This is a genomic window from Enterococcus avium ATCC 14025, assembly GCF_000406965.1.
In the GTDB taxonomy this organism is placed as follows: domain Bacteria; phylum Bacillota; class Bacilli; order Lactobacillales; family Enterococcaceae; genus Enterococcus_A; species Enterococcus_A avium.
The window spans coordinates 332271-358836 of sequence record NZ_KE136364.1 but is presented as its reverse complement, the minus strand read 5'-3'; the positions used below and the strand labels follow the sequence as shown (position 1 = coordinate 358836).

Sequence of the window (26566 nt, the reverse complement as noted above, 5' to 3'; positions counted from 1 at the left end):
TCATACTATTCACCTAAAAAACTGACCGTCTCAGCTAATGTCTTTACATCTTCTACACGACTGGTTGCTAACGTGCGATCAATTTTCTTGATAAAGCCCGTCAAGACTTTTCCAGGACCAATCTCAATCAATTGAGACACACCAAGTTCTTTCAGAGTTACAATACTATCACTGAAACGAACTGGCGACATGACTTGTTTTGTCAAAAGCTCCACGACTTGATCCTGTGGCATAATTTCCGCTGTCGTATTTGAAATCACAGGCACTTGCATTTCATTAAAAGTGATTGTCTGCAATACTTCGTTTAGACGCTTGCTGGCTGGTTCCAATAGCGCTGTATGGAATGGTCCACTGACATTCAATGAAATCATCCGTTTTGTTCCAGCAGCTTGCAATAATTCTTCCGCTTTTTCAACTGCGGCCACTTCACCGCCAATCACGATTTGTTGCGGAGTATTATAGTTTGCTGGCGAAACAATACCTAAAGCCGAAGCTTGCTTACAGCAGTCTTCAATGATCTCTGCTGGCGTATTCATCACAGCCACCATTTTCCCACTGCCAGTCGGTGCTGCTTCACTCATAAATTGCCCTCGTTTGTGAACCAACTGAACGGCGTCACTGAATGCTAATGCACCAGAAGCAACTAATGCTGTATACTCTCCTAAACTCAATCCTGCAACTGCATCAGCCTGATAGCCTTTAGTCCTTAACACACGTAAAAAAGCGGTGCTGACTGTTAATATTGCTGGTTGCGTATATTTCGTTTCGTTAAGCTGGTTATTTCCTTCGAAGCATAAATTCTCCATCGAAAAACCTAGCAGATCGCTGGCTTCTTCAAACGTTTCCTTCACAATTGTTTCTTGCTGGTACAACTCTTTACCCATCCCGACATATTGAGCGCCCTGCCCGCTGAACAAGAATGCTGTTTTCATGATCGTCTCCTAATAGCAGGAAAGGCCAGGCCTTACGCCTAGCCTTTTCCCGAAATTTTATTAATTAAGCGTTTTGTTGTTTTTCAACATATTCAACTAAATCTTTAACTGTTGTGATGCCATCTTCTGTTTCGATTTTCACATCAAATTCGTCTTCGATTTCGTTGATGATTTGGAATAAATCTAAGCTATCTGCTTCAAGATCTTCTTGGATATTTGTTTCTAATTTAACTTCCTCTTTTTCTACCCCTAGTTCTTCTACGATAATGTCTTGGATTTTTTCGAATGTCATAAGTTGTTTCCTCCGATAATTTTAAGTTTTAGTTTTTATATTTTTAACAAACTTACAGCTGGATAAGTAGGTTTCCCCACGCTAATCCACCGCCATAGCCTGTCAATACCACTTTTTGATTGCTATTTAATGATAAAATATTTGCTTCAATGAGTTCATCCAATAAAATGGGGATGCTCGCCGCTGAAGTGTTCCCATAATTCATCAGATTCATGGGGAATTTTTCAATTGGCTCATTCATTTTACGAGCAATTTTTTCAATGATTCGTTTATTGGCTTGATGCAGCAGATAATAATCAACTGTTTCTTCACCAATAAATTCCTTCAAACTTTTAGTGACATCATTCAAGGCGAAATTCCAGATGCCGCGACCGTCCATTGCTAAGGTCGCACTCGTTTCTGGTCCTTCATGGAAAATATTACTGTTTTTGCGGAAACCAGATGTCAACGAATTGGCGCGCTCACCATCTGCTCGCAACATTTGCTTTATAATAGAAGCTTTTTCATTTGCTTCTAGCAAAACACCCGCTGCACCATCGCCGAAAAGAACTGCAGAAGAACGATCCTGCCAATCCAACAACTTCGAAGTTTTCTCACCGCCAATCACAATGCCTCGCTGCATTCCCGCACGCATAAAATTTTCAGCTGTGGCCAGTGCATAGACAAACCCCGCACAAGCGGCTGCAATATCGAAGGCCATTGCTTGTTTAGCTCCAAGTTCTCCTTGTACCTGACAAGCGACAGAAGGAGAAGTGTAATCTGGTGACATCGTTGCAACGATAATGAAGTCTAAATCTACTGGATCAATCCCAGATTTATCAATCAATTTTTTTGCAACCAGCGCGCACATATCTGAAGTATTTTCAGTTTCTGCAATGTGACGCTGTTTAATTCCAGTACGTGATTGAATCCATTCATCAGAAGTATCCATCCATTCAGCCAAGTCATCATTACTCACGATTTTCTCAGGTAAATAACGGGCTGTTGCGGTTATTTTTCCGAAACTCATACTCATTTGATCTCCTCTAAGTAACTATATAGATTCACTAGCGCCTTTAAGAAAACCTCTTGTTCATCCTCATCTAAATCCTTGATGGCACTTTTGACCATTTCATGATGAAAATGTTGATGAATACGAAAAACGAGTCTTCCTTTTTTCGTTAGACCTAATTTGACAACGCGGCGATCATCCTCACTGCGAATTCGTTCTACATAGCCCTTTTTCACTAAGCGATTGATCGATGTCGTTAAAGTCCCAACAGTTACTAATAGCTCTCTAGCAACCTCCGTGGTCGTTTTCTTCTTGTACATCCCGATCGCATCAATGGTATGCATCTCCGTGATCGTCAAATCGCTGAATTGTGATTTTTTTAGTTCGTTTTCTTCAATCGACAAAACGTCGTTGAAAATTGAAACTAAATAGGTATTTAATTCTTCCCAGTTTCTTTCCATGTCCTCACCTAATTAGTTTGATTATCAAATCATTTGATGTTCAAACTATATCTTATTTTTTTTCTGAATGCAACAAGATTTTTTCAATTAACCAAAAATTAATGATTAACACTCAATATAGATAAATCTAGTCATTAAAAAATACTTTGGGTGTCAAAGTAATTAAAAAAAGAACCGCATATTAGCGATTCTTAAATATAGCGATTCTTAAATATAGCGATTATTTAATGTAATCATGGTTGCGAGTAAAACAGTCAACATACATAAAGACAAAATCATATTAATTTTTTTATTCGACAAACTCAAGATTTTTTCTTTACTGGAAAATAGCGGAACAATGAGTAAACTTCCTGGGATAAAATATCTTCCTTGGACTCCTTCAATAGAGCTTTTGCGATTAACCTTATTCCATATCTGATACAAAGCAAAAAAAGTAAGAAATATATATGCGACAATTCCCAGTATCATCAATACACGTTGGAGGATCAATAAAGAATGATCTCCCTCTTGTTGGACTAGGCAGCCGATGGTCAGACTGATAAAATAAATAATCACCCAATGCCATCCCAGTGGCGTATCTAACCATCCAAAATTTCCGACAAAAGAATAGATGATGCCATCCCCTTTTATTCCAAATAGATAATTCTCGAAAAAATTTACGAAAAATATCTGGGGATTATTGAGAAACGCTTTTACCTGAGCTTCAGGATTTGCAAAATCACGATAAAGAAGCTGTTGATCAATCATTAATTTATTCCAGGAAACATAAAGTAAAATACTAATAAGAAAAATTCCTATACCCCAAATACCCTTTCTTTTTAGATCCAAAGTTTTGTTAGGGATTAAAAAGAACAATATTCCTAATACGATTAACGTTGGTTTCATCAAGACAAGGCTCACCATCATCAGAGCGCTGACTAACATTTGTCGATCTGTTATTTTTGCCTCGCTAATTAATTTCAACATCCAAGAAGTAAAGAAAAAACTTCCAGCAATTATCATACCGTCGCCTGAAACAGAAGAGGTCAGAAATAAGGCCATTGGATTCAGCGCAAGTATTGCTGCTCCCCACTTAGAAAAAGGGAAAATTTTAAGGGCGAAAAAAACAATAAAAATATAAAAAATTAAATTGAACACTCTCGCTGAATAGTATTGCCAGACATAGTTTTTTTGAAATAATTTTCCAATCTGAATGCCTATTAATTGAGGTATATAATTAATAAACGAATAGTTGGTAATACCACCAGTACCAATAAACATTTTTTCTGCAATATTTTTTTCTTTTATCTGGTAGGGAGGTTTAGACTCTTTTCCTTGTGTCTGATTGGCATACTCATTCATTTTGTAAATTTCAGAAGAGACCTTAAATCCATATTCTCCCCAGGTTGAATTTCCTTTTTTACTAGAAGTTGAAGACTTTTCTCGTGGACGAATTTTAAAATCCGAAAAAGCTTCTGCTTTTACATAGTGCCCAATCTCATCTGGCGCTTGCAGTGGAGGAATTGTCTTTATCATCAACACACCAAAAAAACTTGAAAAAACTAAAAAGAATTTTAGAACGTAGGGGAGTTCAATGAGCCTTTTGATTTTTTCCTTCATGCTATTTTTTATTTGTTCTACCATAATTCCTCCTTAAAAAAAGAAACACGTAATTTTTATAAAATAATTATATCAGTAATTGAGAATACTGAATATGTATAGTCACAATCTATATTACACTTGTTTTAATTCAAAAAAGAAGCGGGAGTTCCGCTTCTTAAACATTCCGATGCATAGGTATTGAATTATTATTTGGATGAACCAGTAAATATTGAATGACATCGATATTGCTGGCCTGAAATGATGCTGCACAAGCTTGTAAATATAAATCCCACATTCGATAGAAAGCTTCGTCTTTTTGCTCCATAACTTTGTCAGCAACTTGATGGAAATTTCTTGTCCAATGTTCTAAGGTTAATTGATAATCACGTCGCAAGCTTTCAAGATCAATTAATTGTAAATCGTTTTCTGTGATATGTCCGACTAATTCCGTCACACCAGGAATATACCCGCCTGGAAAAATATATTGATTAATCCACGCATTTTTCGCACCACCTTGCTGACGACTGATACCATGGATCAAAGCCGTACCATTTGGCGCTAAATGTCGTTTAATCACTTTGAAATATTCTTGCAAATTTTCGGCACCAACGTGTTCAAACATACCGACACTTGTAATATGATCGAAAGTTCCAACTAAATCACGGTAATCCATAAGTTCTACTGAAACAGTATCTTCTAGTTGTTCTTTGGTGATTATTTCTTGGATATGCTGATATTGCTCCTCGCTTAACGTAATACCTTTAGCCTTGACCTTATATTCTTTCGCGGCTGTCAAAATCAACGTACCCCAACCACAACCGATGTCTAACAATGTTTCACCTGGTTGAGTAAATAGTTTATCTAAGATGTGATGAACTTTATTTATTTGTGCTTGTTCCAAAGTATCGTTTGGCGACTCAAAAAATGCACAAGAATAGGTCAAAGTATGATCTAGCCACATCTCATAAAAATCATTTCCTAAATCATAGTGACTATGAATATCATGAGCGGATTGCTTTTTTGTGTGCTTTTCCTTTGGCATCCATTTCTTAAAATTCGTATTATGAAAAAAACCATCCGCTTGATTATAAACATCATAAATCAATGCCTGCAGGTCGCCCTCGATCTCGATTTTCTTTTCCATATAAGCTTCGCCTAATGCTAATGAAGCATTATTTATGAGTTCTTTAACAGGGATCTTTTCGTTGAAAATAATTTTGAAGATTACTTCACTTTCAGAATCACCATACTCTTTCACAGAACCATCCCAGAAAGTAACTTGCGTTCTCTTTGAAAAAGATGGCTTAAATAGTTGATTGTATACTTCTTTGTCTAACATATCATTACCTCCTCATAATATCTTCTGACTAAATCTTAATAAGTTCAAAAGATTTGACCTGAGTTGGCTTAAAAAATAGGAATTACTCATAAAATTATAATCAAAAATTATCTGAAAACCCTTTAGTCCAAAGAAAAAGGTGACCATCTAAAAATAGGAAGTAATGAAGCTACTAGTCTGAGTAGCACTCTTACTAACTATTAGTTAAACAAGTAAAAATGTGTACAAAAAAAACGGGTTTCCCCGTTTTATTGAATCAAATCATAAATTTCCATCGCAACAATATCGATGTTATCAAATTGATAAGATTGTTTGCTGTCGCTTTCAGTCAGCTCAAATGTTTCTGTCGTATTATCATAAGTTACAGTACATTTTTCTACGCCCTCTTTTTCAAAACGACGTACTTGTACTTCATTATCAGTCGATTCAGTCATTGCTTCTAAGCGTTTAATAATGGCAACTAATTGTGAATGTTTCATCTAGGTGCCCCCCTTCTTCTCAATTCTGTCTTATTGTATCAAATCCGACCGTATCTTGCATTGATTTTCATCAATAAATTTATGTTTTTTTTACTAAATCTAACTTAAGATTTCGACCACCATAATTTAATTAATGCTTGTGTCCCGTCATTGTCGAATCCTTGGTCAGCTAACCGTTCATATAATTCAGTCGCTAATTTTGTTGCAGGAAGGTTTAAGTGCATCTTCTCTGCTTCATCTAAAGCAATTTTTAAGTCTTTGATAAAATGTTTGACGAAAAAGCCAGGGGAGTAATCAGCTTTTAGAATCCGTGGTGCATAATTGCTCATGGACCAATTTTGTGCTGCGCCGCCACCTAATGTCTCCAAAACTTTCTCTACATCTAAGTTCGCCGCCTTAGCGTAGACCAGCATTTCTGTCATCCCCGTCATCGTTCCAGCAATCATGATCTGATTTGCCATTTTTGTGTGCTGACCAGCACCAGCTTTTCCTTGAAGAGAATAGCTTTTGCCCATAATATCGAAAAGAGGTACAACACTATCGTATACTGCTTGATCTCCGCCTATCATTATCGATAATGTTCCATTCTGAGCCCCTAAATCTCCCCCGGATACCGGAGCGTCTAAAGCTGCTGCGCCCTCTTTTTTAGCTGTTTGATAAATCTTTTCAGCCAGTGTTGGAGTTGAAGTTGTTAAATCAACCAAAATCTTATCTTTAACCTCTACTGAGAAGATTCCGTTTGCGCCATAATAAATTTCTTCTACATCGCTAGGATAACCTACCATTGAAAAAATAATTTCGCTAGCATTCGTAACTTCTGCTGGTGTCTCTTGCCAAATCGCACCTTGGGCAACTAATTCATCTGATTTGCTTTTTGTACGATTGTACACCATCACTTCATGACCCTTTGCTAAAAAATGTTTAACGATTGATTTTCCCATTACACCAGTACCGATAAATCCTATTCTCATGCTATTAACCCTCCATAATAAAAAATAATCCACCTCCAGTATACATGAAGAGGTGGATTTCAGCTTTATTTATCTTCGTTGTTTCTAAGGGAATTAATTCGAACCCGCATTTTTTGAACTGTTCGACTAGGCAATCTTACTTCCGTATAGTTTTCAGCATAATAAGCAATCATCTCTTGATAGAACTTGATCATCTCATCACCGAAGCGCTCAGCCGAAATTTCCATTAGTTTTTTTTGTTGGACCCTAGGATCTATAGCGATCTGTTGTTGAACATAACTAACAAAACTTTCACTAAAATCCGCATCCTGTTCAAATGTGATTCCCAAAGACTCATCGTTTAACAATTGATTTAAGTAATCATTTCCTTCAACAATGCATTGTGTCCCCGACGCAATTGCTTCGGCGTAAGTCAAGCCTTGTGTCTCTGAAGTAGAGGCGCTAACAAAATAATCTGCAGCATGATAATAATATGCGACATCCTCATGAGGAACTTCTCCAGTAAATTGTATATAGTCTTCGACACCTAATTGACGACTTAACTCTTCTAAATCTTCACGATAAGGCCCCTTGCCAACAATTACTAGTCGAGCGTTAGGATAACTCATTAAAACCTCCGGAAATTGTTGAACAATGACATGGATATTCTTTTCATAAGAAATCCGGCTCAATGATAAAATCATCAAATCATCTGTGTGTAATCCTAACTTATCCCGTAGCTGATCTGTATCTTTCTTCGTTATATCAGGTCGTGAAAATCTAGATACATCAATGCCTGTAGGAATAATTCGCATTGGAACATCAACTTCATAACGCTTTAGTGTGTCCACCACACGTTTACTAGGGCACACGACGCCAGTTGAATGATTAACAAACATTTTTATGAAATGTTTAACGTGAGATGGTCTTACGACTTTCCCATTCGCAATATAGTGAAGATAGTCTTCATACATCGTATGATAGGTATGAATGACTGGGATACGCAAACGATTTGCTACCATTTTCCCTAAAAATCCGGTCCCAAACTCTGTATGTGTATGAATGATCTCTAATTCTAATTCCTTGGCAATTTGATAAGCAAACCAAAGACCACGGACTACAATCCGCCGATCTGTAAAGGATATAAAAGGAACGCTAGGCATACGTACAATATCCTTTTCAAATTCATCTGCATCGGGATCTGTCGTCGTAAAAATATAAACCTCATGGCCTTGCTTTTCCAGTTCATTTTTTAGTGTTCTAATTGATGTTGCTACCCCGCTGACCTGGGGAAAATAAGTGTCTGTAAAAAAACCGATCCGCACGTCCACTCCTCCAAACTATTTTGTAACTTTTGCATAGACCTGATGATCATACGGCAGCTCCAAAACCGCTTGATAAACAGATTTCAACTCTTCACCAATTTGCGTAATACTTTTTTCCTGAGCTGTTCTAAAACCAGCCATAGAAAGATTAGGTAAACGATGATTGACTAATTGATGAATCAATTGTTCAAATTCTTGATTGTTATCCCCCATATAGCAATTCTTTCGATCCTCCATCCAACCATCGTAGACAGGAATATTTCTTAATAAGACCTGCTGCTGACTAGCTAAGGCTTCTAGTACAACAATCCCTTCAGTTTCTTCATAAGAAGGAAAGAAGAATAAATCAGCTCCCGAATAGGCCCCTTCAATCAAATCTCCATTGATATAGCCAGGGAAAATAACATTTTTTGGGTGTGCTTTTTTTACAACGTGTCTAATATTCGCCGGGATCGAAATCATTGGTACATCACCAAACCAAATAAATGTATATTCAGGCATTTTCTCTGCAATCTTAACAAAATCTAGAATTCCCTTGCGTTCAAAAAAGAGTCCCACACAAATGATGACCTTTTGCGTTTCCGTCAAATTAAAATGTTTCCTAAAGGCTGCTTCTTTATGTTCGTCAGGATAGTATTTTTTTAAATCAATCCCATTTGAAATAGCCGAGATCGGCTGAGTTAAGCCATAACTGCGCAACAATTTTTTTGAATAGGGTGTCGGCGTAATTAAATGATCTGCTTGTTGGTATAAAGAGACAAGCCATTTTTTGAACAAGGGCGCAAGCTGATTCGATCCAACAAATGAATTTCGAAAATCCTCTTCAGTTGAATGTGCATGAAAAACAATTTTTTTACCGAGTCTTTTGGCTTTTTTTACTAAACGTAAGCTTTTCGGTCCATACGTATTAATATGTAAAATATCATAATCAGTCGCTTTAGGGTCCAATGTATAATCAATGCCAATGGAGCTTAGCGCTCTTTTTTGGTGGCTAAGCGCTCGACCAATGCCAGATTTACCAATTACATTCTGACCTTCAAAGTATAATAATATTTTCATAAGCGCCTCCTTCTACATTTCACTATGATGACTCTTTGCATAATTATCTTTATTTTCTCGATTCACTTCTTAAAGCAGTAAGCAAATCGAAAATTGACTTCCTTCTAAAACAAATCAATTATATCATAAGCATTTCAGCTTTTTCTCAACCTATAGTCTGATTTTACAATGAAAACGTTTGCTTCGTTTTTTTAAGAAGATATGTAAAAAACCGTTGCCTTTAAAAGGCAACGGTTCAATAAACCATTTTTATTTTACATATTCTTCTACTAATTCTTGAACTTCTTCCATTGTGTCGCATTCTTTCAATGCTTTTTCAGCTAATTCAGCCATCTTAGTTGTTGTTAGACGTTTCATCAAGCTACGAGTTCTAAGCACAGATGTAGCACTCATAGAGAACTCATCTAAGCCCATACCCATTAACAATGGAACAGCAGTTTGATCGCCGGCCATCTCGCCGCACATACCAGCCCATTTTCCTTCAGCGTGCGCTGCATCAATCACGTTTTTGATTAAGCGTAGAATTGATGGGTTATATGGTTGGTAAAGGTAAGAAACGCGTTCGTTCATACGGTCAGCTGCCATCGTGTATTGAATTAAGTCATTTGTTCCGATACTGAAGAAATCAACTTCTTTGGCAAACTTGTCAGCTAGTACAGCTGCAGCTGGAATTTCGATCATGATTCCGACTTGGATCGTATCAGAAACTTCCACGCCTTCTTTAACCAATTTTTCTTTTTCTTCGTTGAACATTTTCTTCGCTGCACGGAATTCTTTTAATGTCGCAACCATTGGGAACATGATGCGTAAGTTACCATGAACAGAAGCGCGCAACAATGCACGTAATTGTGTACGGAACATGTCATCGCCTAGTTCGGATAGACTAATACGCAATGCACGATAACCCAAGAATGGATTCATTTCGTGAGGTAAAGTCAAGTAAGGTAATTCTTTGTCTCCCCCGATATCCATTGTACGAACTACGACTGGTTTGTCGCCCATGCCTTCTAAAACGGCTTTGTAAGCTTCAAATTGATCGTCTTCTGTTGGAAAATCTGAAGAGTCCATGTATAAGAATTCAGTACGATACAAACCAATTGCTTCAGCGCCATTATTATGAACGCCTTCAAGATCTTTTGGTGTACCGATGTTTGCTGCTAATTCAAAATGCTTGCCATCAGCTGTAACTGTTTCAGCATCCTTTAATTTTTCCCATTCTGCTTTTTGCGTTGCGTAAGCTTCGCCAGCTTTTTTGTATTCAGCCGCTTGTTCTTCAGTTGGGTTAACGATCGTTTCACCGATGATTCCATTAACTGCCAATACATCGCCTTCTTTTACTTTAGAAGTGATTTCTTTCGTACCAACGATTGCTGGGATTTCTAATGAACGAGCCATAATTGCTGAGTGAGACGTCCGTCCGCCAATATCAGTAACAAAGGCTTTAACAAAATTTTTATCTAGTTGAGCAGTATCACTTGGCGTCAAGTCATGCGCTACAACGATAACTTCTTCGTCGATCATTGATGGATCTGGCAAAGATACTCCTAATAAATGCGCCATAACACGTTTCGTTACATCGCGAATATCCGCTGCACGTTCTTGCATATAAGCGTTATCATCCATTGCCTCGAACATGCCAATATACATATCAGTTACTTCTTTAAGTGAGCTTTCAGCATTCACTTTGTTATCTTGAATATGTTGCTTAATTTGACCAATCATTTCTGGATCTGAAAGAACCATTAAATGAGCATCAAAAACTTGTGCTTCTTCTTCACCTAAGCTTTTCGCTGCTTTATCCCGAATTTTTTCTAATTCAGCAGAAGAAGCCGCCAAAGCGTCGTCTAAACGCTTTTCTTCGGCAGCAGTGTCTTCTACATTATTTTGTTTGAAAGATAAATCCGGTTGTACTAGCAGATAAGCTTTCGCAACGGCAACTCCGTCACTTGCGGCAATACCTTTTAGTAATTCAACCATTATTCAGATAATCCTTCTTTCTTCATTGTTTCTACGATTGCTTCCATTGCTTCTTTTTCGTCAGCACCTTCAGCAGAGATAGTCACGTCAGAGCCTTGGCCAACACCTAGAGACATAACTCCCATGATTGATTTAAGGTTAACTGATTTTCCTTTATACTCTAAGTTAATATCAGAGTTAAATTTGCTTGCAGCTTGCACCAATAAAGTTGCGGGACGTGCATGAATCCCTGTTTCTGCTACTACGTGAAAATCTTTTTTTTCCATATTGACCGTTCTCCTTTATAAAAAAAAATGTTTTTTTATGTTAGGGCTTTAATGATAACATCCATCTTTTTGAGCCCTTCATTTTCTTAGATTACCATTTTTTTGCGGTGGATACAACAATTTTAATCGATTTATTCTCTCAATTTGTATGCCCTTTCTTAAAATATCTTGATTAACTGTTTAAACCCTTATTATTCTTGTTTTCATCTTTTTTACATAACAACTATGACTTGCGAAAAAAGTAATTGTCCATTCATTTTAGCACTCTATATCTCTGTCTGCTAAAAAATGAAACAAACTGTTTGCATTTATTGAGATTCTCGCTATAATTATTCTTAAGGTCAGTAAAAGTCAAACAACTGATCAGCGTATCTTTTTACGAGATTCGCTTACTCGATGTACAATGGAAGAAACAATTAACTGTTGAAAGGGTGAAAAAAATGCTTTGCCAAAATTGTCATGAAAATGAAGCAACGATTCATTTATATGCAAATGTCAATGGTCAACGAAAGCAATTAGATTATTGTCAAAATTGCTATCAAAAATTGAAGAATCAAGCTGGAGGTGCGCCGCAAATGGCAGGAAATGATCCTTTTGGTTTTGGAAGTTTAGATGACTTGTTCCGCTCTATGTCCCAACAAATGCAACAGCGTCAAGGAGCTGCGGATCAAACACCACCTACCCAATTCGGTGGCGGAAATGGTATTAACAATCAACCACCCCGGAATAATGGTGGCGGTCTATTAGGTGAATACGGAATTAATATCACAGGATTGGCTCGTGAAGGAAATATCGATCCAGTCGTTGGTCGAGACGATGAAATTCAACGCGTCATCGAAATTTTAAATCGCCGGACAAAAAACAATCCGGTTCTTATCGGAGAACCCGGTGTTGGTAAAACAGCGGTTGTTGAAGGATTGGCTCAAAAAATCGTTGACGGCGATGTACCACAGAAATTAATGGACAAGGATGTTATCCGTTTGGATGTTGCTTCGCTTGTTCAAGGTACTGGAATCCGTGGCCAATTTGAAGAACGGATGCAGAAATTGATCGAAGAAATACGTCAAGCTGAAAATATTATCCTCTTCATCGATGAAGTACATGAAATTGTTGGTGCGGGTGCCGCCGGAGATGGCAACATGGATGCTGGTAATATCTTAAAACCTGCTTTAGCTCGTGGCGAATTGCAGATGGTTGGCGCCACCACGTTAAACGAATACCGAATCATTGAAAAAGATGCGGCGCTAGAACGTCGGATGCAACCTGTTCGAGTGGAAGAACCATCTGTTCAAGAAACGATCGAAATTTTGAAGGGTTTACAACCACGCTATGAAGATTATCATCATGTAAAATATACGGATGATGCTATCAAAGCAGCAGCTGAGCTTTCAAATCGTTACATTCAAGACCGCTTCTTACCGGATAAAGCCATTGATTTGCTAGATGAAACAGGTTCAAAGAAAAACTTAACGATTCAAATCGTCGATCCAAAGACGATTGACAAGAAATTAGCGGAAGCTGAACAACAAAAATCACAAGCTTCTCAAGAAGAAGATTTTGAAAAAGCCGCTTACTACCGTGATCAAATCAATAAATTGCAAAAAATGAAAGATCGTCAATTGACGGATGAAGAAACACCGGTCATCTCTGAAAAGGACATGGAGCAGATCGTTGAAAAACGGACTGGCATTCCAGTGGGCGAACTTAAAGAAAAAGAACAAACACAATTGAAGAATCTTGCCGTCGACTTGAAGCAACACGTTATTGGACAAGATGAAGCAGTCGATAAAGTAGCTAAAGCTATTCGTCGTAATCGTGTCGGTTTGAATAAGAAAAATCGTCCAATTGGTTCTTTCCTGTTTGTTGGACCTACTGGTGTTGGTAAAACTGAGCTGGCTCGTCAACTAGCTGAAGAACTATTTGGCTCTAGTGATTCCATGATTCGCTTTGATATGAGTGAATATATGGAAAAACACAGTGTCTCTAAATTGATCGGTTCTCCTCCAGGTTATGTTGGATACGAAGAAGCTGGACAATTGACCGAGCAAGTTCGTCGTCATCCCTACAGTTTAATCTTACTAGATGAAATAGAAAAGGCGCATCCTGATGTACTTCATATGTTCTTGCAAATTCTTGATGATGGACGTTTAACTGATTCTCAAGGTCGAACAGTCAGCTTTAAGGACACGATTATTATCATGACTAGTAACGCTGGAACTGGCAAGATCGAAGCCAATGTCGGTTTCGGAGCTGCAAGAGAAGGAACTACCCGCTCTGTTTTGGGTCAACTAAAAGACTTCTTTGCTCCTGAGTTCTTAAACCGTTTTGACGGTATCATCGAGTTCAGCTCACTGTCAAAAGAAAACTTGATGAAAATCGTTTCGCTTATGCTAGATGATGTCAACGAAATGTTGGCTTCGCAAAAACTTCATATTGATGTACCAGATAATGTCAAAGAAAAATTAGTAGATCTTGGCTATGATCCTGCAATGGGGGCTCGTCCATTACGTCGGACGATTCAAGAAAATATCGAGGACGGAATCGCTGAATTCTATTTAGATCATCCAACGATTACCGATCTAAAAGCAAAGCTTGATAAAGAAGATCGTATTGTGATCACGTCAAAGCCTGAACGCTTAGCCAAAGAAGATAAAGTTTAAAAGGAAAGGATTCTCTATCGCGAGAATCCTTTCCTTTTTACCAAATTTTTCAAATATTCTAATAAAAGTGAGCAACATCCTTCTTTTTTCTTAATCTTTCTTATATAATTACATTATGGAGTAAGGTTTAGGAAGAAGGTGTTTCAGGATGAAACTTATTAACGTGACCAATAGTCATTCGCAATTGGTTTATAATCAACTGGAAAACACTGATGCAAACATGATTAAAGTCTATACAATCGGCAATACGACTGTGATTTATACAGATGCCTATAAGCATGCCGAAATTGTATTAAAAAACGATAATCGAAACATCCTGCCATCAGAAGTTGATTTTGTACATAAATATTTTAAAAGAAAACTAGACAAGGGAACTTATGATTTCGCAAATATCTCTTACTTGGAGTCCCCTGGTTTAATTGAAATGTCGATCAATAAAAAATAGTTGGAGCTAAAAAAACTTAGCTTCAACTATTTTTTGTTGATTCTCTTAGCAATAATCGGTAATTGTAGAATTCCTACAAAGGCCAAAATTTCAATCCATTGAATCACTGGCACACCTGCCCCTGTATAAATCATCATAAACATATCCTTACGTTCTGGTGCCCAAGAGCAAAACCATGAAACACCAATAATAAAAATTAAATATGACAATGTTAATCCTAGTAAGAGCAATAACAATCCGCGAAAAATTTTTAACTGTGCCTTTGAAAAAAGGCTGCCCACTAAGATTATTAAAACCCCAAATCCAAATAAAACTAACCAAATTGGATTTAAATCACGATAAATTTGAATGATACGATTAGATAACTTGGCAGAATTTGTAATTTTAACCGGCTCAGAACGAGGCTTATTCACATCTTGCCAGTTTTCAGCAAAAGATTGATTTAGTAATTTTTCTGCTTTAGCTACATCCTCTTTTGGCCCAAGGGTTGTGTCTGATCCCTGACCATAGTTTTTGTAAAAAAGATTATACTTCAAACCGCTTTGCATGAAATCCCCTACTGATGGCAGGTCTTTCATTAATTTGCCGTCTCCCGTAGCAGTAAGATAAATCTCTTTTTTCTCTTTAATTTGTCCATTTTTGTATGCTTTGGCTAATTCTGTGTCAACTTTTTCCCAAAATCGTTCTGTTTTTTTTCCATCCTTATAATACCCAGCCTGATCTGCAGCATCTCTTAATGCCCAAAAGATGATATCGCCAGCGATATCTTCGCCACCGCTCCAAGGACTTCCTTGATAAATCCAGTCAATATTTTTTTCGATTGATTTAAGTGTCGGTGAAGCCGCTTCAGCCTTTTTCAATGCTTTTTTTGATACCCAGACCTTGCTGTTCGTTTGATTCAAATTTGTCCCATCATCCATGCGAATTAACTGCTTTGAGACATTGGCAAAAGCTCCACCTGTCCGGTCATTAACCACGGCGATTCCATAATGCTCTTCGTTTATTTTTTCAAGTAACTTTGTTGTAGAAAAAAGCAAAACGAAGGGTAACACACAAAAAATTAACTTAGCCAATTGCCTTTTCGTAAAGTAGAATTTTTTGATAGCTATACGGATATTTTTGATTTTGAAGCTAGAATCATTTTCAAAAATGACAGAGCCGGCAATAATCAATAAACCGACACTCGCTAACGGTAACAACCATAATGAATCTTCTCGTATATACCAATAAAAAGAAAAAATTATTGATAAGCCCAGAGACCACAAAATAAACGGTTTTAGCTTTCCATTTCTTCTAAAATATAATCCAATAAGGCAACCAACTACTAATAAAACAGCCGGAACCACGAGCGTATTCCGATAAATTCTAGTGCTATATTCACTCGTAAAAGTCACTGGTGAATATAAAAAGAATGTATAAACAAACGTTAGAATCCACCGATTTTTTAGTAATGGTCGTAAAGCGATTGCTGCTATCGAACTAGCGAATATATTGAACAGACCCAAAAGAAATCCATACGACAGGTGTAGCTTATTAGCCCAAACCATGAAAAACGAATAAGATACTCCCTTAGATAAGGTTTTTGTTGAATATTCACCTAGCCAATTTCCCTTTAATAATTCTTCACTGTAATGAATAAATAATTGATCATCATAACCAGCAAATAAATTGATAAAATAGGGGGATTTTATGCTCAACATTAGGCGAAACATCGTTAACACGATCAAAATAATTAACCAGAATAAATTACTTGGTCGTATCACTTTTTTTAAAGCAAAAGTCGTATCACTTTTTAGTTTTTGCATCAAAAATCCCTTTCTAATCTTTTTACATCAAGCTCTTCAATTCTACATCTGGATACTTATCTGCAAACCAGCGCATCGCAAATTGATTTTCGAATAAGAATAGTGGTTGATCGAAACGATCTTTCGCCAAAATATTGCGGCTTGAGCTCATTCGTTCGTCTAATTGTTCTGGATCAATCCAACGAGCGATTTTGTTACCCATCGGTGTCATAACTACTTCCGCATTGTATTCATTTAGCATGCGGTGTTGGAACACTTCAAACTGTAACTGTCCCACGGCGCCAATAATATACTCGTCTGTTAAATAGGTTTTATACAGCTGGATCGCACCTTCTTGAACCAATTGATAAATTCCCTTGTGGAAGGATTTTTGTTTCATCACATTTTTAGCAGTAACCTTCATAAATAATTCAGGCGTAAAAGATGGCAGCTCTTCGTAAGCGACTTTCAGTTTTCCCTCATATAAAGTATCTCCGATTTGATAGTTTCCTGTATCATAGACTCCAATAATATCGCCGGCAACAGCTTCCTCGACATTTTCACGAGCATCCGCCATAAATTGGGTAACGTTACTTAATTTCATTTTTTTACCGGTACGACCAAGGGTTACATCCATCCCACGTTCAAAAGTACCCGAGCATACCCGAACAAAAGCAATCCGATCACGATGATTTGGATTCATGTTAGCTTGAATTTTGAAAACAAATCCAGAGAACTCTTCTTCATAAGGAGAGACTGCCTCTCCTTCTTCTGTTTTATGAGCATGCGGTTTCGGTGCAAGATCAACGAATGTTTCCAAAAATGTTTCAACACCAAAATTGGTTAATGCAGAACCAAAGAAGACAGGGGTTTGATCTCCTCGTTGAATTTTCTCAAGATTGAATTGATCTCCAGCTTCTCGAACTAATTCCACTTCACCGATCACATCTTCATAAATTGATTTCTCCTTCAATGGATGTTCCCCAGCGATTTCACCATCCGTCAACTTTACAAATCGTTCCCCTTCATATTGTTCAGGGCGATAAAATTCAATTCGTTCGTTATAGATATCGTAAATTCCTTCTAAGCCCTTTCCCATACCTATCGGCCAATTCATAGGATAAGACTCTATATCTAATAACTCCTCCAGCTCTTCTAATAAATCTAATGGTTCGCGGCCATCGCGGTCCAGCTTATTAATAAAAGTAAAAATCGGAATTCCTCGACGCTTAACAACTTGGAAAAGCTTTTTCGTCTGCGCCTCGATTCCTTTTGCGCTATCAATAACCATTACGGCACTGTCGACTGCCATTAATGTACGGTAGGTATCCTCAGAGAAGTCTTCATGCCCTGGTGTATCTAAAATGTTTACTCGTTTTCCCTCAAAATCAAACTGCATCACAGAACTCGTCACTGAGATTCCCCGTTGCTTTTCAATATCCATCCAGTCAGATTTCGCAAAATTTCCAGTTTTTTTCCCTTTAACTGTTCCCGCCTGGCGAATCGCTCCGCCGAATAATAATAGTTGTTCAGTGATGGTCGTCTTACCAGCATCCGGATGGGAAATAATCGCGAAGGTACGACGGCTGTCCACTTGTTGTTTTAAATTAGGATTATTCATTCTATTGCTCCATTCATCTCTTTCAAATTTCAACCCAATCAGTATAGCATGGATTTTACTCTATTGGAAAGTTGAATCGCTCATTCTTAAATGTTGCCTAACGCATACATTATCAGGCATTTTTAAAAATCTAGGAAAAAGCAGTTTTGAAAAAAACAGGTCTTAATCTCCGAATAAGAGATTAAGACCTGTTTAGTTATCATTTATCTAACGGCGAGGCTCGTCATCCTCAAAATCCTTAGTAAATAGGCGACGTTCTTCTTCTGGTTCAGCATTCTCATGTTCTTCCGGATGGAAAATTGCACGCAAGGTCAAAACACGAGATCCTTCCATTTCTTCTGAGATCAAAGTCAAATCGTCAACATCAAACGAAAGCTTTTCCCCTTGATCAGGAATTGTTCCCAAAGCTGTGATCAGATATCCTGCCATCGTATCGACGTCACTCATATGCAAGTTCAAACCAAACTCTTCGTTGAACTCGTCAATCAGCATCTTCCCATTGATCAAGTATTCGTTGTCCCCGACTTTTTCATAAAGCTTCTCAACTTCATCAGATTCATCATCGATTTCTCCAACGATTTCCTCAAGCAAATCTTCTAATGTGACTAATCCTACCATACCACCATACTCGTCAAGTAGAATCGACATTTGATTTTGGGTTTTCTTCAATTCATATAATAAATCATCAATGAAAATGGTTTCTGGCACAAATAGCGGTTCTTGTAAAATCTTTTGTAAATTGACATTTTCAAAACCGAATTGGCGAGCTGCCTTCAATAAGGTTTTAGTGTGTAAAATCCCTACAACTTTATCCTTATCATCATCATATACTGGAATTCGTGAATAGCTTTCATTCAAAATCTCATCAATGCTTTCCAATACTGGATCATTGATATCTATCATGAAGGAATCTGTTCGAGGAACCATTACTTCGCGAGCGACCTTTGTATCTAATGAAAAGACACCTTGCAGCATCTCGATCTCGTCGTTGTCCAGCACACCTTCATTTTCTAACATATAACGCATTTCGTCACGGGTCATTCTAGTGTCTTCATCATCAAACTTCATCGGCGTAATCTTTGCCAATAAGTTTGTTGAAGCCGTTAACAACCAAACGAAAGGTTTTGTGATTACTCCTAATTTACGAACCACGCCAGAGGTAAATTGTGCGACTTCCTCGGTCTTGGTCATAGCAATTCGTTTGGGATATAATTCTCCAAATACAATTGATACATAGGTCAATAATATCATGACGATCGCCGCAGAAGCTGTCCGCGCAATCGCACTTCCGCCTAATAAAGGCGTCAAACGAGCAGACAAGCTATCAGCCAAGGAGGCCCCTGACAAGATGTTGACTAAAGTAATCCCAACTTGGATCGTTGATAAGAAATTATTCGGACTTTCAATAACCTCTAATAATCTTTTTGATTTTGGGTTTCCTTCATCCGCCTTTTGTTCTACTCGGTTTTTATTGACCGACACCACCGAAATTTCAGCTGCAGCTAAAAATCCGTTGATTAACGTCAAAATTACTAATAAACCTAGTTGTAAAATTAACGACTGACTATCGGGGTCAGCATTCATAATTGCATTCGCTCCTTATTTTTAAGTGTAAAAAAAGTGGCACAAAGGCCACGATAAAATCGTATCACATCGCTTCTTTTTATGCAATCTTTTCCGAATAAAGAGCGATTTGCTAACTTAAAAATTCTTGCTCTCGTTCTTCTTGTTTGCTTTGTTTAACTATTTTAACCACAAAAACAACTAATGTGCGTAAAATAGCATAAACAGGAACACCTAAAAAGACACCTAATATGCCAGAAAGATTTCCGGCTACTAATAAAATTAAAATAATCGTTAGTGGATGAATATTCAACGATTTTCCAATTACATTCGGGTAGATTACATTCCCATCAATCTGCTGCACAATAATTACAACCACTATACAGAGTAAGGCTCTTGTTGGCGAATCAAAAAATGTGTAGATCAATGCGGGGGCCAATCCTAAATACGGTCCCAAATAAGGAATCAAATTCGTCAATCCTGCGATTACTCCAAATAAGAACGCATAGTCCACGCCAATCAGCAGATAACCTAGAAACGTAAATGTTCCCACAAACAAACACTCGATTGCTTGTCCGCTAATATAATCAGACAAGGTTTTATTTAACTGCTGCAAGAGTCCTTTGATATTTTCTCTTTGCTTTTCTGGGAAAAGACGTTCAATATTGGGAACTAATTTTTCGCCGTCCTTCAACATATAAAATAAAATGAAGGGAACCGTGACGAGTAATAAGACTATCGTTGTAATCTTGCCTATCACTGAACCTAACCCGTTTGTCACGCCCGTTAACGACTGCTGGATTATGCTTCCTGCAGAGACATCTAAATTGCTAATGTACTTGTCAACGTCTAATTCTTTAAATAGCGGAAAACGTGTCGCATTATTAGCCAATTCTTGCAACCAAGTTTGCATATTACTGATAAATCCTGGAATATTCCTAGCTAAGGAAACTAGCTGCTCAACTAGATTAGGGATGATACTCATAAAAATCAGCACGATCATTCCAATCAGTAAAATAAAGATTAATGCAATTGCTGCTAAGCGTTTGACACCCATTTTCATTAGTAAGTTCACTAAAGGATTCAATAAGTAATACAAAAAGCCTGCAATTAAAATCGGCGCGAACAACGTAGTAAAAAATGTGCCTATCGGCTGAAAAACAAAATCAATTTTTGAAGAAACCAAAATCAATGTGGCAATAATCAATAGTTCAACCGACCAGAACATTAATTTTGAATTTTTAATTTTCTCAAACATTCATCTACTCCTTTTTTTAGATTTAGTTTATAGTATACATCATGTGAAAGAAAATCCCCTTGAGGAAGGTGTCATTATGAAAATTTTAATCACTAAGGATACAATGAGCGAAATCTATCTCGATGCCGTTCGTATCCGCCAAAAAGTCTTTGTACAAGAACAAGGTGTTCCTGCTAATTTAGAAATCGATGGAAATGAAGCCTATTCTGTTCATTTCGTACTTTACACCGACGATAAGAAGCCTGCAGCAACTGTGCGACTATTACCTCTGAATGACCATACATTCAAATTACAACGGATGGCTGTGTTAAAAGAATACCGTAGAAAAAATCTAGGTTCTGAAATCATTACAGAAGCTGAAGCATTTGCCAAACAACAGCATTATAAAACAATCGAATTAGGCGCACAATTATCAGCGGAAAAATTTTACAAAAAACTAGGATACATTACTTACGGTGAAATATTTGAAGACGCTGGAATTGATCATGTGCATATGAAGAAAGAACTGCAAACATTTTAAAACTAAAAAATTTTTTTCTACTTCCATGCATTCATAAAAAGCTGGCAAAAAAGACTGTACCATTTCTGGCACAGCCTTTTCTTTCTACTTTCGCGACAATTGCTTGTAACGATCATACCAAATATCAATATAGCCTTGAGAAAAAGGCCCCTTTTCATTGTTGATCCAGTCCACTAAGATCTTGACATTTTCTTTGAGAATATAATCAATTTCTTTAGAGTAATGCATTTGCTGACTATGGGCTTCATATTCATCCACGTCCAACAGACGTTTCTCGCCATCGGGAAAAACTTTGACATCTAAATCATAATCAATATACTTTAGTGCCTCGTCATCTAATACATAAGGTGATGCTAGATTACAATAATAAGAAACTCCCTTCTCTCGAATCATTGCTATTATGTTGAACCAGTATTTTTGATGAAAATAAACGATTGCTGGTTCGCGAGTGACCCATCTTCTGCCGTCTGATTCTGTGACCAATGTGTGGTCATTCAAGCCAATCAGTGAACACTCACTTGTTTTTAATACCATGGTATCACGCCACGTTCGATGCAAACTGCCGTCGTGCTTGTAACTTTTAATCGTCACAAACTCTCCTTCTTTTGGAACTCCCATAGCTACCCTTCCCTCAGCGAAAAAATTTTCGCATTTGTTTGGGTGTTATCACACCGACATCAGAATTATTATAGCAATAAAATGAAAGATTGCCTACTAATCTTTGTCATCGGATAAATAATTTTCAAAAACTTCCAACATTTTTTGCTGTGGTTTTGGAAAAACATAGCCAGAAAATTCATTTGTTTTCACCCAATGGCCTTTGAGTGTTAAAGGTGCTGCACTTCGACCGTAGAAAACAAGAATATGCCAGCGTAAATGACTAAAGACATGCTTAACCTCTCCCAGAACCTTTTTTTGCCAAATAATATTTTGAGCTGAAAAGAAATCAGGACTGTCTTCTGCAATCTGTGAACTAGAAAATAAATCCCAGCTTTTAGGATCATATTGCTCCTGCAATTCGCTGAATCGTTCTACTGAAACTTCTTCTAAAGGAAAGAGCCACATATTTGCTAATAACCCTGTTTCTGGGCGTTGTTGAAGAAAAATCTCTTGTTCTTTATTTTCAATAATGCCAGCTACGTAATACACATCTTTTGGCTTTTGCTTTTTCGATTTCACTGGAAAATCGGTTTGACGATCTTCTCGATAAGCCTGACAAAATTGCTGAATCGGACAAATTTCACATTGTGGATTCGTAGGTGTACAGATACTGGAGCCTAAATCCATCATCGCTTGATTAAAGTCGCCTGGCTGCTTTTGACTAATGATCTTGCGCATCGCTTCATCAAAAAAGGTTCGACTACTTGCTTTCGCAATATCTGCTTCAATACAAAATAATCTACTAACGACTCGCATCACATTCCCATCGATTGCAGGTTCTGGAATCTCGAAAGCAATACTGCTAATAGCGCCAGCAGTATATGGTCCAATTCCTTTAAGTGAACGAATCTCTTCGACCGTTTTCGGAAACTTTCCGCCGAATTCTTCCATAATCTGTTTTGCCGCAGCCTGCAAATTACGAGCCCTAGAATAATAACCTAACCCTTCCCAAACTTTCAGTAATTTGTCCTCTGGTGCCTCTGCTAACGCTTGAATCGTTGGAAATTGCTCCATAAATCGATAAAAATAATCAATCACGGTATCGACTCGTGTTTGCTGCAACATGATTTCCGAGATCCAGATGCGATAAGGATCTTGGTTGTAACGCCATGGAAGATTTCGCTTTTCCTGCTGGTACCATTCTAGAAAAGCTTCTTGAAATTGTTCCACGTCTGAAGCTGACCAATTTTCCCAACCTCTACTCATCTGCTTCCTCTTTTCCACGAATAAAGGCATCGATCTGATCTAGCTGAAATCCCTTTTGATACAAACTCTGTTTGACCTTTTGTCGCCGTTTTGCTGGTTCAAATCGCTGATTCTTGCGCCAAAGCTTCTCACCCTGAAGCTCTAATGCATCCGTCTCTTGCTCCTCGATTTCAGAAAAATCAAGTTCGGCTAATACATTTTTACTGATGTCGCTGCTGAAGCCTTTTGTCATCAGCAATTGCTGAATTTTTCGTTGAACTTCGCGTGGGCTGCTATGATGAAATTTTCGCATCGCCTTTTTTGCTGTATGCGCAGCAACTTGAAATTGTTCGTCTGCTTCATAAAGATATAACGCGTGTTGAATATCCGTATCGTTCAGCCCTTTTTGTTTTAGCTTTTGCTGTAAAACTCGTGGTCCTTTATCTCCTATGCGCATTTGCGTGCGAACATAGCTTTCTCCATAGACAAGATCATTCAGTAAATCCATTTCTTTCAGACGAACAACAATTTTTTGCCGATCAGCACTTTCGATCTCATTCTCTTTTAGATAGGTTCGAAGTTCTTTTTCCGTCCGTAATTGATAGCTTAAATAATTTAAAGCAAGTTGAAATCCCAGATCTTCTTTGCCCTCCTGCTTAATCTCATCTAGCATCTTCTCATCTAGCTCTTGGCCTTTAAGCAAGCGATGACGTACAACTGTATCTTCTGACAATCGCAGCTTTTCGCCATTAGAAAATTCTACTTTATAGTAAGGTCCACGACCTTGACTGATTTTTACTACCGTCAGCATCTTATGTCCTCCAATTTACTATTTCTATATATACTCCTCATCCGCCTAGTGGAGAATAGTATTAATCTCCTCACAAAAACTAATTCTATCACAGATAATCAACCAATCGATAAAAATATGCTAAAATGAATTGCGCTTAAAAAGCTGAAAAAAATTTGAGAAAGAGGCTAACCATGGCTGTTCAACTTAAACCTAACCAAACATTAACCTTGAAAATAAAACGGCTCGGTATCAATGGCGAGGGCATCGCTTATTACAAACGTCTGATTATTTTCGTCACTGGTGCGTTACCAAATGAAACGGTTATCGCACGAATCACTAAAGCAACTCCTCGTTTTGCGGAAGCCCGCTTAGTAAAAATTACGAAAAAGAGTCCCGATCGTATCACGCCCCCATGTCCTGTTTATGAAGAATGCGGCGGTTGTCAGCTTCAACATCTAGTCTACAGCAAGCAATTAGACTTTAAGAAAGATTTATTGCGTCAAGCTTTAGAGAAATATAAACCTGAAGGCTATCAAAAATTCGAATTGCGCAATACAATTGGCATGGATGATCCTTGGCACTATCGCAATAAAGCGCAATTTCAATTGCGGAAAAATAAACGAACCAATCAAGTCGAAGCTGGTCTTTATCAGGCGGATTCTCATCAATTGGTTCCGATCAAAGATTGCTTGGTCCAAGAACCAACAACGCAAAAAGTCATCAATACGGTAGTAAACTTATTAACAAAATATGATCTGCCGATTTATGATGAACGTTCAAATTCCGGTATTCTGCGTACATTAATGGTTCGAATTGGTGTTGAAACTGGCGAGGTCCAATTAGTCATGATTACAAAAACACCGAAGCTGCCGCAAAAAAATGCATTGATTCGAGAAATCACGAATCGTTTGCCAGAAATTGTTTCAATCATGCAAAATATCCAAGAGAAAAAAACCTCTGTCATTATGGGGGATGAAACCATTCATCTTTGGGGCAAAGAAGTTATCAACGAAAAAATCAATGAAGTCAGCTTTGAACTTTCGCCGCGGGCGTTCTTCCAATTGAATCCCCAGCAAACGAAGATCCTTTATCAAGAAGCCATCAATGCTCTGGATTTAACAACGCCTAAAACAGTAGTAGATGCGTATTGCGGTGTTGGTACAATTGGACTGTCATTAGCTAAAAAAGCCAAAGAAGTCCGGGGTATGGATGTAATCCCACAAGCCATTGACGATGCGAAGAAAAATGCGGAAGCAATGAACCTAACCAATACCCGTTACGAGGTCGGAACTGCTGAAAGCTTATTACCAAAATGGCTAAAGGAGGGCTTTTCGCCAGATGCAATTGTCGTTGATCCGCCACGAACAGGTCTGGATAATCAATTGCTTAAGGCGATTCAAGAATCACCAAGTCCCCAAATGGTTTATATTTCCTGTAATGTCTCCACTTTGGCTCGCGATCTTGTCAGTCTTGCAAAAATCTATCATATAGACTATTTACAATCTGTTGATATGTTTCCACAAACAGCTCGTTGTGAGGTTGTCGTAAAAATGTCTAGAAAATAGTAACTATCAGAGATTCAGCTTTTGAAAAATCGATAAAAACAAAGCGTTCCTATTTCTATCGTACGTGATAGAAATAGGAACGCTCGTTTTTTAGGTTCTATAATATTTTGTGTTGGTGGAAAATCGAAAGCGATTTTCTACTAACACTTTTTTCTTCGTTTCAACTCAAAAAGAGACTCACTTTTGGTAAAATTTAGTCGACCAAAACGTCACCCTACCAAAGGAGTCTCTCAATGGATAATCATACTAGAAAATTACTCGGATTAACAGATAAACATTTATTTTTTGATGAAGAATGGCTGATTGAAAAAGAATATAAAGGCGTTCAAGCGCAGTTTATTAAAGGAAAATTGGATAACTCTCCTTCCTATTGTGAACACTGTGGATCGATTCGTATTATCCGCAACGGTTCCTATACGACACGCACTCAGATGTTGAAAGTCAAAGAAAAGTTGACTATTTTAGAATTAAAACGTACCCGTTTTCTCTGCCATGATTGTGGAAGGACCTTTTCTGCGAAAACGGACTTAGTTGATGAACATCATCAACTAACAAAGGAACTGAAGCAGGCGATTCTCATGGAACTGTACGAAAATCAATCACGTAAACTAATCGCTAAGAAGTACTTCGTCTCGGATGGGACAGTGACACGGATCTTGCGTGAAGCAACGAAGCATTACCAGCCACGTATGAACTTCCTTCCGACGGTGTTGTGTATGGATGAGTTCAAATCAATGAAGTCTGTTTCTGGTTCCATGAGTTTTATTTGTGTTGATGGGACAACCAATCAGCTATTTACGATCCTTGAAGATCGCAGACTTTACAAACTAACTCAATACTTCCTGCGCTTTCCTAGAAAG

The 26566-nt window shown here is 37.7% G+C and carries 23 protein-coding genes and 1 pseudogene; 5 read left to right on the top strand and 19 right to left on the bottom strand.

The window, feature by feature from the left end; genetic code table 11:
* Positions 1-5: 5 nt before the first annotated feature.
* From fabD to OMU_RS14490, 12 genes are all read right to left on the bottom strand, one after another.
* Positions 6-932, bottom strand: coding sequence for an ACP S-malonyltransferase (gene fabD, locus OMU_RS14545; RefSeq protein WP_016180642.1), 927 nt, complete (start codon positions 930-932; stop codon positions 6-8).
* Positions 933-996: 64 nt separating this feature from the next.
* Positions 997-1224, bottom strand: a complete 228-nt coding sequence (locus OMU_RS14540; RefSeq protein WP_010746005.1) for an acyl carrier protein — start codon at positions 1222-1224, stop codon at positions 997-999.
* Between the two features lie 52 nt (positions 1225-1276).
* Positions 1277-2239 (bottom strand): beta-ketoacyl-ACP synthase III, encoded by a 963-nt coding sequence (locus tag OMU_RS14535; RefSeq protein ID WP_016180641.1) that lies wholly within the window; start codon positions 2237-2239, stop codon positions 1277-1279.
* Positions 2236-2676: a fatty acid biosynthesis transcriptional regulator FabT gene (gene fabT / locus OMU_RS14530; RefSeq protein WP_016180640.1), complete on the bottom strand. Its 441-nt coding sequence runs from the start codon at positions 2674-2676 to the stop codon at positions 2236-2238. The genes OMU_RS14535 and fabT overlap by 4 nt, the downstream gene beginning before the upstream one ends.
* Before the next feature lie 207 nt (positions 2677-2883).
* On the bottom strand, positions 2884-4299 hold the full coding sequence (locus OMU_RS14525) for a DUF2142 domain-containing protein (protein ID WP_016180639.1): 1416 nt from the start codon (positions 4297-4299) through the stop codon (positions 2884-2886).
* A 133-nt stretch (positions 4300-4432) separates the two neighbouring features.
* Positions 4433-5596, bottom strand: coding sequence for an SAM-dependent methyltransferase (locus OMU_RS14520; protein ID WP_016180638.1), 1164 nt, complete (start codon positions 5594-5596; stop codon positions 4433-4435).
* 248 nt (positions 5597-5844) lie between these two features.
* The gene (locus OMU_RS14515; protein WP_016180637.1) at positions 5845-6075 is read right to left on the bottom strand and encodes a YkuJ family protein; all 231 of its coding nucleotides are present in this window, start codon (positions 6073-6075) and stop codon (positions 5845-5847) included.
* Positions 6076-6179: 104 nt separating this feature from the next.
* Positions 6180-7079 carry an NAD(P)-dependent oxidoreductase gene (locus OMU_RS14510; protein ID WP_225844248.1) on the bottom strand — a complete coding sequence of 300 codons (900 nt, stop codon included), beginning with the start codon at positions 7077-7079 and terminating at the stop codon, positions 6180-6182.
* 32 nt (positions 7080-7111) lie between these two features.
* Positions 7112-8350 (bottom strand): glycosyltransferase family 4 protein, encoded by a 1239-nt coding sequence (locus tag OMU_RS14505; protein WP_016180635.1) that lies wholly within the window; start codon positions 8348-8350, stop codon positions 7112-7114.
* A 15-nt stretch (positions 8351-8365) separates the two neighbouring features.
* The gene (locus OMU_RS14500) at positions 8366-9409 is read right to left on the bottom strand and encodes an LTA glycolipid anchor biosynthesis glycosyltransferase, IagA/BgsA family (RefSeq protein ID WP_016180634.1); all 1044 of its coding nucleotides are present in this window, start codon (positions 9407-9409) and stop codon (positions 8366-8368) included.
* Positions 9410-9658: 249 nt separating this feature from the next.
* The gene (gene ptsP / locus OMU_RS14495) at positions 9659-11386 is read right to left on the bottom strand and encodes a phosphoenolpyruvate--protein phosphotransferase (protein ID WP_016180633.1); all 1728 of its coding nucleotides are present in this window, start codon (positions 11384-11386) and stop codon (positions 9659-9661) included.
* The gene (locus tag OMU_RS14490) at positions 11386-11652 is read right to left on the bottom strand and encodes a phosphocarrier protein HPr (RefSeq protein WP_010740408.1); all 267 of its coding nucleotides are present in this window, start codon (positions 11650-11652) and stop codon (positions 11386-11388) included. The genes ptsP and OMU_RS14490 overlap by 1 nt, the downstream gene beginning before the upstream one ends.
* A gap of 440 nt (positions 11653-12092) precedes the next feature.
* Between OMU_RS14490 and OMU_RS14485 the strand changes: the two genes are divergently transcribed.
* Both OMU_RS14485 and OMU_RS14480 read left to right on the top strand, forming a co-directional pair.
* Complete coding sequence (locus OMU_RS14485; RefSeq protein WP_016180632.1) at positions 12093-14312, top strand: ATP-dependent Clp protease ATP-binding subunit; 2220 nt, start codon at positions 12093-12095, stop codon at positions 14310-14312.
* 148 nt (positions 14313-14460) lie between these two features.
* Positions 14461-14757, top strand: a complete 297-nt coding sequence (locus OMU_RS14480; protein ID WP_016180631.1) for a DUF1827 family protein — start codon at positions 14461-14463, stop codon at positions 14755-14757.
* 26 nt (positions 14758-14783) lie between these two features.
* On the opposite strand, the gene OMU_RS14475 is transcribed toward OMU_RS14480, so the two are convergent.
* From OMU_RS14475 to OMU_RS14460, 4 genes are all read right to left on the bottom strand, one after another.
* Positions 14784-16562, bottom strand: coding sequence for a hypothetical protein (locus OMU_RS14475; RefSeq protein WP_016180630.1), 1779 nt, complete (start codon positions 16560-16562; stop codon positions 14784-14786).
* Positions 16563-16584: 22 nt separating this feature from the next.
* The gene (locus OMU_RS14470) at positions 16585-18162 is read right to left on the bottom strand and encodes a peptide chain release factor 3 (protein ID WP_016180629.1); all 1578 of its coding nucleotides are present in this window, start codon (positions 18160-18162) and stop codon (positions 16585-16587) included.
* A gap of 207 nt (positions 18163-18369) precedes the next feature.
* Positions 18370-19746, bottom strand: coding sequence for a hemolysin family protein (locus tag OMU_RS14465; RefSeq protein ID WP_016180628.1), 1377 nt, complete (start codon positions 19744-19746; stop codon positions 18370-18372).
* 112 nt (positions 19747-19858) lie between these two features.
* Complete coding sequence (locus OMU_RS14460) at positions 19859-20983, bottom strand: AI-2E family transporter (protein ID WP_016180627.1); 1125 nt, start codon at positions 20981-20983, stop codon at positions 19859-19861.
* A gap of 76 nt (positions 20984-21059) precedes the next feature.
* Between OMU_RS14460 and OMU_RS14455 the strand changes: the two genes are divergently transcribed.
* On the top strand, positions 21060-21503 hold the full coding sequence (locus tag OMU_RS14455; protein ID WP_016180626.1) for a GNAT family N-acetyltransferase: 444 nt from the start codon (positions 21060-21062) through the stop codon (positions 21501-21503).
* Between the two features lie 84 nt (positions 21504-21587).
* Here OMU_RS14455 and ntdP read toward each other — a convergent pair whose 3' ends face one another.
* The 3 genes from ntdP to recX form a co-directional block, all read right to left on the bottom strand.
* Positions 21588-22121, bottom strand: a complete 534-nt coding sequence (gene ntdP, locus OMU_RS14450) for a nucleoside tri-diphosphate phosphatase (protein WP_010740416.1) — start codon at positions 22119-22121, stop codon at positions 21588-21590.
* Between the two features lie 96 nt (positions 22122-22217).
* Positions 22218-23369 carry an A/G-specific adenine glycosylase gene (gene mutY / locus OMU_RS14445; protein ID WP_016180625.1) on the bottom strand — a complete coding sequence of 384 codons (1152 nt, stop codon included), beginning with the start codon at positions 23367-23369 and terminating at the stop codon, positions 22218-22220.
* Positions 23362-24159 carry a recombination regulator RecX gene (gene recX, locus OMU_RS14440; protein WP_016180624.1) on the bottom strand — a complete coding sequence of 266 codons (798 nt, stop codon included), beginning with the start codon at positions 24157-24159 and terminating at the stop codon, positions 23362-23364. Before recX ends, mutY begins: the two co-directional genes overlap by 8 nt.
* A gap of 173 nt (positions 24160-24332) precedes the next feature.
* On the opposite strand from recX, the gene rlmD reads away from it, so the two are divergent.
* Positions 24333-25706 carry a 23S rRNA (uracil(1939)-C(5))-methyltransferase RlmD gene (gene rlmD / locus OMU_RS14435; protein WP_016180623.1) on the top strand — a complete coding sequence of 458 codons (1374 nt, stop codon included), beginning with the start codon at positions 24333-24335 and terminating at the stop codon, positions 25704-25706.
* 233 nt (positions 25707-25939) lie between these two features.
* Positions 25940-26566: pseudogene (locus OMU_RS14430) on the top strand (ISL3-like element IS1476 family transposase); the annotation flags it as partial.